General features: G+C 44.2%; 11 protein-coding genes, 1 tRNA gene and 1 other RNA gene. 2 read left to right on the plus strand and 11 right to left on the minus strand.

The window, feature by feature from the left end:
- Positions 1-278: 278 nt before the first annotated feature.
- From I6E26_RS10485 to I6E26_RS10520, 8 genes are all read right to left on the minus strand, one after another.
- Positions 279-518, minus strand: a complete 240-nt coding sequence (locus tag I6E26_RS10485; protein ID WP_235321815.1) for a pro-sigmaK processing inhibitor BofA family protein — start codon at positions 516-518, stop codon at positions 279-281.
- A gap of 16 nt (positions 519-534) precedes the next feature.
- A complete protein-coding gene (gene recR, locus I6E26_RS10490; RefSeq protein ID WP_235321816.1) occupies positions 535-1,131 on the minus strand; it encodes a recombination mediator RecR in 597 nt (198 codons plus the stop codon).
- A complete protein-coding gene (locus I6E26_RS10495) occupies positions 1,131-1,463 on the minus strand; it encodes a YbaB/EbfC family nucleoid-associated protein (RefSeq protein WP_235321817.1) in 333 nt (110 codons plus the stop codon). The genes recR and I6E26_RS10495 overlap by 1 nt, the downstream gene beginning before the upstream one ends.
- Positions 1,464-1,562: 99 nt before the next feature.
- Positions 1,563-3,287: a DNA polymerase III subunit gamma/tau gene (gene dnaX, locus I6E26_RS10500; protein ID WP_235321818.1), complete on the minus strand. Its 1,725-nt coding sequence runs from the start codon at positions 3,285-3,287 to the stop codon at positions 1,563-1,565.
- A gap of 159 nt (positions 3,288-3,446) precedes the next feature.
- Positions 3,447-3,546, minus strand: an RNA gene (gene ffs / locus I6E26_RS10505) — signal recognition particle sRNA small type.
- Positions 3,547-3,624: 78 nt separating this feature from the next.
- Positions 3,625-3,715 (minus strand) — tRNA-Ser (locus I6E26_RS10510).
- A 152-nt stretch (positions 3,716-3,867) separates the two neighbouring features.
- A complete protein-coding gene (locus I6E26_RS10515) occupies positions 3,868-4,740 on the minus strand; it encodes a chemotaxis protein CheX (RefSeq protein WP_235321819.1) in 873 nt (290 codons plus the stop codon).
- Positions 4,730-5,119 carry a response regulator gene (locus I6E26_RS10520; RefSeq protein ID WP_235321820.1) on the minus strand — a complete coding sequence of 130 codons (390 nt, stop codon included), beginning with the start codon at positions 5,117-5,119 and terminating at the stop codon, positions 4,730-4,732. The genes I6E26_RS10515 and I6E26_RS10520 overlap by 11 nt, the downstream gene beginning before the upstream one ends.
- A 253-nt stretch (positions 5,120-5,372) precedes the next feature.
- On the opposite strand from I6E26_RS10520, the gene I6E26_RS10525 reads away from it, so the two are divergent.
- Together I6E26_RS10525 and I6E26_RS10530 are read left to right on the plus strand one after the other, a co-directional pair.
- Positions 5,373-6,143, plus strand: a complete 771-nt coding sequence (locus tag I6E26_RS10525) for an alpha/beta hydrolase (protein ID WP_235321821.1) — start codon at positions 5,373-5,375, stop codon at positions 6,141-6,143.
- Positions 6,144-6,153: 10 nt separating this feature from the next.
- The gene (locus I6E26_RS10530; RefSeq protein WP_235321822.1) at positions 6,154-7,356 is read left to right on the plus strand and encodes an ATP-grasp domain-containing protein; all 1,203 of its coding nucleotides are present in this window, start codon (positions 6,154-6,156) and stop codon (positions 7,354-7,356) included.
- A 112-nt stretch (positions 7,357-7,468) separates the two neighbouring features.
- Here I6E26_RS10530 and I6E26_RS10535 read toward each other — a convergent pair whose 3' ends face one another.
- From I6E26_RS10535 to tnpB, 3 genes are all read right to left on the minus strand, one after another.
- Positions 7,469-7,729 carry a hypothetical protein gene (locus I6E26_RS10535; RefSeq protein ID WP_235321823.1) on the minus strand — a complete coding sequence of 87 codons (261 nt, stop codon included), beginning with the start codon at positions 7,727-7,729 and terminating at the stop codon, positions 7,469-7,471.
- Between the two features lie 191 nt (positions 7,730-7,920).
- Entirely contained in the window at positions 7,921-8,064 is a 144-nt protein-coding gene (locus I6E26_RS10540) for a zinc ribbon domain-containing protein (protein WP_419179925.1), read from the minus strand.
- 126 nt (positions 8,065-8,190) lie between these two features.
- Positions 8,191-9,309, minus strand: coding sequence for an IS200/IS605 family element RNA-guided endonuclease TnpB (gene tnpB, locus I6E26_RS10545; protein ID WP_235321824.1), 1,119 nt, complete (start codon positions 9,307-9,309; stop codon positions 8,191-8,193).
- Positions 9,310-9,680 lie beyond the last annotated feature (371 nt).

Below are 9,680 nucleotides of genomic sequence, written 5' to 3' on the forward strand. Positions count from 1 at the left end.
ATAAAGTGACACAGCGGTCTCTTTATTCCGGGCAATATGTCGCTGGCATATTGCCCGCTCCTAGCTAAGCCTAACGGTTGCTAAATTTCTTCTGCGCCTTACAGCTTGAACTCATTAAGCACCGAGGCTTAGCAAGGGTTTTCTTAGGGTACTATCATCTGCTGTTCCATTCCAGTAAATACGTCAAAATTACAAATAGCGCCAAAGCAGGAAGGTGCAATGAATACACAAAATAGAAGGCATGATAGATATAAACAAACACCCATCATGCCATAAAATTAAAGAAAATGTGCCAACACAACCACCAGCACACCTGGAACTCCAAAGAAGCCTGCTATCAGTGCCTTGAAAAAGGTAATCTCTATCCCCAGGCCAAAAAGATTCACAACCCACAGCATCAATGCACCCACGATGCTATTGGTAATCAGCTTCCATACTATTCTAAATGGCAGGGACAATACCCGCAGCAAGATAAACAGCACGATTATCCCTACAATAAAAGATCCAATTATTTCCATAATAAGCCTCCCTGAGCTACAGCTCAATACGGTTCTCCATAGCCCTGGACAAGGTCACCTCATCGGCATACTCCAGGTCACCGCCCACAGGCAAGCCATGAGCAATTCTCGTTACCCGTACTCCCAATGGTTTCAGCAGCTTGGCTATATACATAGCCGTAGCCTCTCCCTCCACATTAGGATTAGTTGCCATTATAACTTCCTTCACCCTACCGTCCTGCATTCTGGCCAGCAGTTCCTTAATACGGAGATTATCCGGGCCAACCCCCTCCAAAGGAGACAGCGCTCCATGAAGCACATGATATACACCCTTGAAATCTCTCATTCTTTCCACAGCATCCACATCCTGTGGCTGTTCCACCACACAAATCTGACTGTGGTCCCGCCCAGCTGCCTGACAAATACGGCAAGGATCTTCATCGCTAAGATTAAAGCAAATATGGCAATAGCCAATCTTTTCCTTGGCATTAACAATAGCTGCTGCCAACTCCCTGGCTTTGGCCGGCTCCATATCCAGCACATGATAAGCCAGTCGTACCGCAGTCTTATTGCCAATCCCCGGCAATGCCTTAAAATGCTCTATTAGCTTCGCCAACGGTTCTATGCGTTTCATTAGAACATTCCAGGAGGCAGGCCCATACTGCTGGTAAGCTTGCTCATCTCTCCAGCCATCTTTTCATCCACCTTCTTGGTAGCCTCATTAAAGGCAGCAGCCAGCAAATCCTGCAGCATTTCTACATCCTCTGGATCTACAGCTGCTGGATCTATCACAATGCCCTTAACCTGCTTCTCGCCATCCATAGTAATCTTTACTACGCCACCGCCAGCAGTAGCATCCACAGTCTGCTTCTTCAGCTGCTCCTGCATATCCTGCATCTGCTTCTGCATCTTCTGCACCTTTTTCATCATGCCATTCATATTCATGCCGCCCATTCCGCCGAACATAACATCTCTCCTCTCAATATAGAAAAACAACATTTCTCATAGAAAATATTCTAAAAATATGCTATCAAATATATACAACTTAGTCAAATGATTTACAGGCTAATCCTCCTCTGGGGCTTCTGTAAAGCCACCACCAAAAACCTCTGCTGCATGGCGCAGTTGATACTGCTCCCCTGCAGGCAAATTATCAATATTCACAATGCCTTCATTCTCATCCTCTGGAGGAGGAATATCTGGCAAATCCGGTTCTGGCTCCGGAGCCTTCTGCACCATTTCAGCCAGCTTGAAATGCACCTTGACTGCCCCTCCCAGAATATCTCCCAGGGCAGCTTCAATTTTTTTCTTGTAAATGCGCTCCATGAGACCTTTTACCATCTCATTCTGACAGCCAATCACTACCTGACCGTTGCCTACAGAAAGCACAGCACTTTTCTCCATACAGGAAAGTGCCCCGCCACCATGTCCCCGCAAGAATTGCAAAAGCTTTTTATGCAGATTGCCTGCATCCACAGACTGAATTTCCACTATCCCGCCAGGAGAGCTTTGCTCAACACCTTGCCCATCCTCAGCCTTGCCAGCAGTCCCATCACTGCCCTTAGCGGTCAAGGATGGCAGCTGCCCACTTTGTACCATATTCATTAGCTTAGCCAGCTTGGCTTCCAGCTGAGAAATACGGACCGACTCTTCTCCACTGCTTCCTGCCTTGGCCGGCTTTTCAGCAACACCAGCCTCTAACACAGCCTCAGACTGACACAACTCCAGCAGAGCCGCCTCCACAGTGATTCTAGGCTGAGGAGACCATTTCAGCTCCGCAATAGCTCCGTGAATCCTGCGGATATCCTGCATTAATTTAGCCTGGGAAAAGGCTGCTGCCTGTCTGGTCAAAGCCTCCGGATTGTTTCCTCCATAGTCCATTTCCTGCACATTGCCCACAGATTTCAAAATCAGCATACTGCGGAAATACAAGGCCAATTCGCTAAGCATCTGAGACAATTCCTTGCCTCCCTGCAACAGCTCCCCAACCTTAGCCAGCACTCCGGCCCCATCTCTTTTGGCAATTTCCTCTACCAAGGCCTCTATCCATTGCCGGCCAATTAACCCCAGAAAATTTCCAGCCTGATCTACAGTCAGCTTTCCCTGCACCAAGGCAGCACATTGATCCAGCAGTCCCAAGGCATCTCGCATACCACCATCCGCTTTCATGGCAATAAGGTGCAGAGCCTCTGGCTCATAGTCCAGCTCCATGCTATCTGCCACCAGCTGCAGCCTGCCTTGAATATCCCCTGCCGTAATCCGCTTGAAATCATATCTCTGGCAACGGGACTGTATGGTAGCAGGCACTTTGTGAGCTTCCGTAGTGGCCAAAATAAATACCACATGAGCCGGTGGCTCCTCCAAGGTTTTCAGCAAGGCGTTAAAAGCCTCCATCGTCAGCATATGTACCTCATCTATGATATAAACCTTGTAACGCCCCTCTGCTGGCGCAAATTTTACGGTTTCCCGCAAATCCCGAATCTCATCAATACCGCGGTTAGAGGCAGCATCAATCTCAAATACGTCCATAGATGTGCCTGCATTAATCTTTTGACAAGCCTCACATTGATTACAAGGATTCGGTGTAGGTCCCTTTTCGCAATTCAGGGCCTTGGCCAGAATCTTGGCCGTACTGGTTTTACCAGTACCTCTAGGGCCAGCAAACAGATAGGCATGACCAATACGTCCGGTCTTAATAGCATTGGACAGAGTTCTGCTGACATGTTCCTGCCCCACCAGCTCACTAAAGCCTCCCGGCCGCCATTTTCTATATAAAGCCATATATGCCATATCCGTTGCCCCCCATAAAATATATAATAAAATTATATCACATCTAGCCAACCTTGGCACCTTGTTCCCTATGACTGTTTTTACAAGTATCCAGAGGCAGGATTTTTAGGCACAAAAAAAGACGCCCCTCAGGCGTCAAATCATTGTACATTGGACCACAGCATCCAGGCACCCTTGCGGCACAGACAGCGATTCACTTATCGCTGCTTCCTTCCGGACCTGACGAGGTTCATGAGACTGCCTTGCGCAAGACCAGAATGCTGCAGTCCAATATACAACGAAAACCAGCCAGCATTCATATAAACCTATGAAAACTGCCTGTTTTTAGATAAAAAAATGGCGGAGAGTGAGAGATTCGAACTCTCGGTACAGTATCACCGTACACACGCTTTCCAGGCGTGCTCCTTCAACCACTCGGACAACTCTCCACTTTGCTTGAACAACAAGAAATCTATTCAATTTTGTTGCTCACCAGCAACGATATAAATAATAGCACTATTATGATTTTCTGTCAAGAAAATTTTATATTTTTTTATAACAGGAGACAACAACTATTCCAGCTGCCATCTCCCATCATTTTTTACCAGCCAAAAAGATTCTTCTCATTCAGCATAAATCCTTCTCTAGACAGATACAGCATAAAAGCACCAAACTCTGTTTCTACCCGAAGGGCAAACACATCCTCTCCAGCAGGAACACCGTTTTCCAAGGTTTTTGGCATATCCAAATCCATATCATGACTATGTCCGGACATATTTACAATGTACAAACCATTGATAACATTGGCCAACTCCTCAATGCTATCAATAGCCATTTCGTTAACCTCAGTTTCTTCCTCACCGCTAAATCTGCCAGCCATAGCCAACAGCACATTGCCTGTCATACGACAGCCTACTGTCAATCTCAAAGCTCCACCCATACTCTGATATGTCAAATAGGTAGCATCCACCAGATCCAAATCTTCATTGGGAATAATCAAGGCCTCTGTATGCATAAACTTGCGCATGGCCCTCAGAAACAGCTTTACATATTCACTAATATAGGCATGCTCGTGAGCATCCCATCCCTGAGCCTCCAACATCTCCTTGATAACATCATCTACTGGATGGCTATCCTCATCCTTGCTATCTTCAAACAGTTTAGCCAAGGTATGAATATCTACAATCCCTTCTTCCAGCAGAACCTGTCCTAGACATGCACTGCGATCCGGTACTGCTTTTTTCAATTCATCCAACTGCAAGGCATTGAGATAACTTTCTTCCAAAGCAGCTACAACAAACTCTTTCACTCCCAGCAGTTTTTTAGCTTGCTGGGACGTAATCAGCCCCTTTTCCAGAGCCAATACAGCAAGGTCCGGGACAACATGAAGGGATTTCGCCAATACTCTGCCTGCATTGTCAGAAGACAAAACGCCTCTGTTCAGCAGATACTGGGAAAATTGCCTATTTGCCATGATTCTTCTCTACCTTTCTGCGAATCTGCTCTACAGCCTGCTTAATCTGCTCGCTGGTATAAGGCTTTTGAATAAAGTCCAAAGCTCCCAACTCCAAGGTCTGCTTAAGCTTCTGAGAGGTTCCTGCTGAGGACAGCATAATAACAGGAATTTCAGGATTTATCTCCTTGATAACCTGCAGGGTTTCAACTCCCCCTACCTCTGGCATTACTATATCCAAAATTATCCCATCTGGCTGCTCAGTCAAATCCCGCATAATAGCTTCCTTGCCATTCTCAGCCTCCAGCACATCACAATCTAGTTTTTCCAATTCCTCCCGCAGCTTTTTCCGCAGCAATTTGGAATCGTCCGTAATCAAAATTTTTAATTTACCAGCCAAATTTCACACCTCCACACTAGTGCAGGGTCATGCACATGCCTATATTCCCTAATAGCACAGCGATTACCTGTATAGAGAAATTATAGCACACTTTAGCTAGCAAAGTCACCTATTGTTATTATTATTTCCCAATGAATTTTGTTTGTATTTTTAGCCCTGCTATGCTAAACTTTACTCAACTCCTGTCCCCTAGGGAATACCTATAGATATACGATATTTTTCCTTTGGTACAGGCAAAAGGAGTATTTAACATATGATAAAAAAATTCAAAATAACCTACCCCTGCTTTACCGGGCCAGAGAAAAGACGGCTTTATGTCTATTTACCTCGTGGCTACAACATTTACAAAGCAAAACATTATCCCGTTCTCTATATGTTTGACGGCCAGAATGTTTTTTTTGATGATAACGCCACTTACGGTAAAAGCTGGGGACTAGGAAAGTATTTAAATCGAACAAAAACCCCTTTGATTGTGGCAGCTTATGAATGCAACTGTCATGCTGACAATGGCAGACTTTCTGAGTACAGTCCCTTCTATTACAATCCCCAAGGGGAATGGGGCGGCCCCTACGAACCGCGAGCTCAGGAAACAATGGAATGGTTCATTAATGTATTAAAACCCTTTATTGATACCAGATTCAGAACTCTGCCAGATAGGCAGCATACCTTTATCAGTGGCAGCTCTATGGGAGGCTTAATGACGCTCTATGCCCTTTTAATGCATAATGATGTTTTCTCACGAGGAGCCGCCCTATCTCCTACTTTGGATATTGATATTGACCAGCTGTGTCAAATGATTCAGGAAGCAGAGCTTACTCCTGATACAGTGCTTTATATGGACTATGGCCGTCGGGAATTTGACTATGAACATTGGTCGAGAAATAATTTTGTCCGAGCCGCCCAGCTTCTAGGCTCCAAGGATATTCTCCTCAGTACCAGATTGGTGCCTGAAGGAGAGCACAACGAAGCCAGCTGGGAAAAACAGCTGCCCTTTGCTATTCCCACGTTAATGTACAATATATGAGGTGTATACTATGAAAAACTTTATCTTTCTTTCCCCTAATTTTCCCGAAAACTATTGGAAATTCTGCCGTGAGCTGAAGAATAACGGCCTGCGGGTGCTAGGCATTGGGGATTGCCCCTACGATAATCTTCATCAGGAACTAAAGGATAGTCTGGATGAATACTACAAGGTTTCCTCTCTGGAAAATTATGACGAGGTAGCTGGGGCTGTAGCCTTTTTCCAAAACAAATACGGCAAAATTGACTGGCTGGAATCCAACAATGAGTATTGGCTGGAGCGGGATGCTCATCTCCGCAGTGATTTTCAGATTGCTACCGGCTTCCACAATGAGGATATTCCTCGCATCAAATACAAATCCAAAATGAAAGAATATTATGCCCAGGCTGGCATCAGAGCAGCCAGATGGCATCTGGTTCAGGAATGGAATGATGCCAAGGCTTTTGTAGATTTGGTACATTACCCTGTAGTAGTCAAGCCAGATAATGGTGTAGGTGCTACCAATACCTTCAAAATCCGTAATGATCAGGAGCTGGGTTTCTTCTTTGAACAGCGGTACAAGAATCACGATACCACCCAGTACATTATGGAGGAATTTGTCCGGGCAGAGGTAAACAGCTATGATGCCATTATTGATTCCCAGGGCAATCCTATTTTTGAAACTGGCAATGTAACCCCTATGAGCATTATGGATATTGTTAATGACCAGGACAACAGTGTTTTTTATATTCTCAAGGATTTGCCAGAGGATACCCGTCAGGCTGGCCGGGCTGCCGTAAAGGCCTTTAATGTAAAAAGTCGTTTCGTTCACTTCGAGTTCTTCCGTCTTACAGATGATATGGACGGTCTGGGCCAAAAAGGTGATATTATTGGTCTGGAGGTAAATATGCGGCCATGTGGCGGTTTTACCCCTGATATGATTAATTTTGCCCACAGCACTGATGTGTACAAAATCTGGGCTGATATGATTGCCTATGACAGTACCCTAAAGCCTACCGGCCCACATTACTACTGCATCTTCTCCGGCCGCCGCAATGGCAAGAATTTCAAGCTGTCCCATGAGGAGCTGCTAGCCAAATACGGCTATGCCATCAAGATGCATTGCCCTATTCCAGATGCCTTGGCAGAGGCTATGGCCAACTATATGTATCTGGCTATTTTCTCCACCAAGGAGGAGCTGGACAATTTCTTTGCCGACTCCGTAGCCAACTGGTAAACCAATAGATACACTAATACTCATACACAAAAAGGAGCCTTCCCTATCAGCGAATAATATTTCACATAGGGCATAGCTCCTCTTTATTTTGCCAATTTTATCTGTCTAAGACTCAATAAATATGATAGGTTTTCCAGGGGATTCTATCCAACGGAATCTCCCGCAGAAACTCTACCACATCCTTACGACCATAGTAATGAGGCTTTCCCTCCTTATCCTGACTCATAAGAATAATAGGCATGTTGGGAAAATAGGGCCTGATAGCCTGCCTAAATCTAGTGGCCCGCACCGTATATTGCGTCACCTCTGGCTTGACCACCACAATGGCAAAGGTCACCCCTTGCTCAATAATCACCGCACCATGTACAACCATCGCCTCACCTGCCACTCAAAATATGGACAAATATATCCATATCGAGATATTGAAAGTTTTCGCAAACTTTTCTTACTGCTTCATTCTGTATGCTTTTGCGATTACAAGTAATACGCTACTCACAAGTTCTTGTACAGTCCACAGTCGTAAATTCCCGACTAAGCCATCGGTACATACCTACATTTGCTTGTTTAAGCAATTTTGTAAGTTTTTGAATCTCTCAAATTAAGACTTGCATTAAAATCTCTGTCAGCATGATACCCACATTCACAAATATATTTTCTATCAGAAAGTTTTAAATCCTTCTTGATACGCCCACATTTATGACTTGACACTCCCCATGCCTAAAGGCAGGGGATTCTTGGTTCCATGAGCACTGCATATAGGCCGTGGCATATATGTCTTACACGCTCTCCCCAAGCGTAGATTTCCGTGTGTCCCACGGTATTTTATTCTTTAGCTTATGCTGATTTCTGCATTTCTAAGGCTTTGCTCAGAATATTCCTAGCGGCGTTTACATCCCTGTCATGCTGAGTGTTGCACTGTGGACAAGTCCATTTACGAATACCAAGATTCTTTGTAGCCTTATTCTGATAGCCACAGCAGGAACAGGTCTGGCTTGACGGATAGAAAGTATCCACCTTCACCACATCACAGCCATAGAACTTGGCCTTGTATTCCAGCATACGGAAAAACTCAGCCCAGCTTACATCAGATATGACCTTGGCTAATTTGTGATTTCTCAACATATTCTTAATCTTTAAATTTTCTACCGCAATCAGCTGATTTTCCCTTACAAGCTTAGTTGATTCCTTATGCAGGAAATCCCTGCGGATATTGGCTATCCTTTCTTGTAATCTGGCCACCTTAATTCTAGCCTTGTTGCGGTTATTACTGCCCTTGACCTTTCTTGACAGGCTTCTCTGCAGACGTTTTAGTTTTTTCTCCATTCCTTTCAAAATACGTGGATTGGCTACGGTATTTCCTTGGTCATTGGAATAGAATTCCTTTATTCCAACATCAATGCCAATCTGCCGACCATTGTTTCGCCTCAGTAGCAACTCAATATCCATCTCTACGCACAATGAAACAAAGTATTTTCCCGCTGGGGTACGGCTGACAGTGGCATTTAGGATGCGTCCCTCAAATTCTCTTGATAGCTTGGTTTTCACTACGCCGATTCTGGGGAGCTTGATATTACCGTCAATGATACGGATACCCCCTGACTGGTTTCTGGTACGATAGGACTGATTGTGGCTGTGCTTAGACTTGAATTTTGGATAGCCAGACTGCTTTTTAAAGAAATTCTGAAATGCCCTGTCCAAATTTCTCAGGGCTTCCTGCAAAGCCATACTGTCAACAGATTTCAGCCACACGAAATCTGGATTACATTTCAGCTCTGTCAGCAAACGGCTGGACTTTACATAGGTCACAGACTCATGCTTTTCCTGCCAGTTATCTCGTCTTATAGCAAGAAAATGATTATACACAAAGCGTGCACATCCTAATGTCTGATTTATGATTTTTTGTTGCTGGGCATTTGGATAGATTCTAAACTTGAACCCCTTTGCATACTCCATTTTCTCACCTCTTTTAGAAATTATGTTTGTAAGTATATTTTATCATATTTACAGAAAACATACAATCGAACAGTGAGAAAAATCATTAGCATTTTTATTTTGTCTACCGTCAATTACTTACGCAAATTAAGTGGTCACACATTATATACCCATGTCTAAGGGCAGTGGTATATAATGCATTTTTGATAACACCATTTTTTTATTATCTATTATCTGATACCGAAGCGAAAGACTTAGCAGAGGCTATCAGATTATCAAGAACACAGGTCAAATTAAACCTAGTTAATTCCTCAGATTTAGGGTGTGTCAAGAACTTTGTGTAAAAAAATTTAGTAGATTACATCATAGTGCTTCATGAGTTTCGCCATACG

The organism is Anaerovibrio lipolyticus (assembly GCF_021531495.1).
Taxonomy (GTDB): Bacteria; Bacillota; Negativicutes; order Selenomonadales; family Selenomonadaceae; genus Anaerovibrio.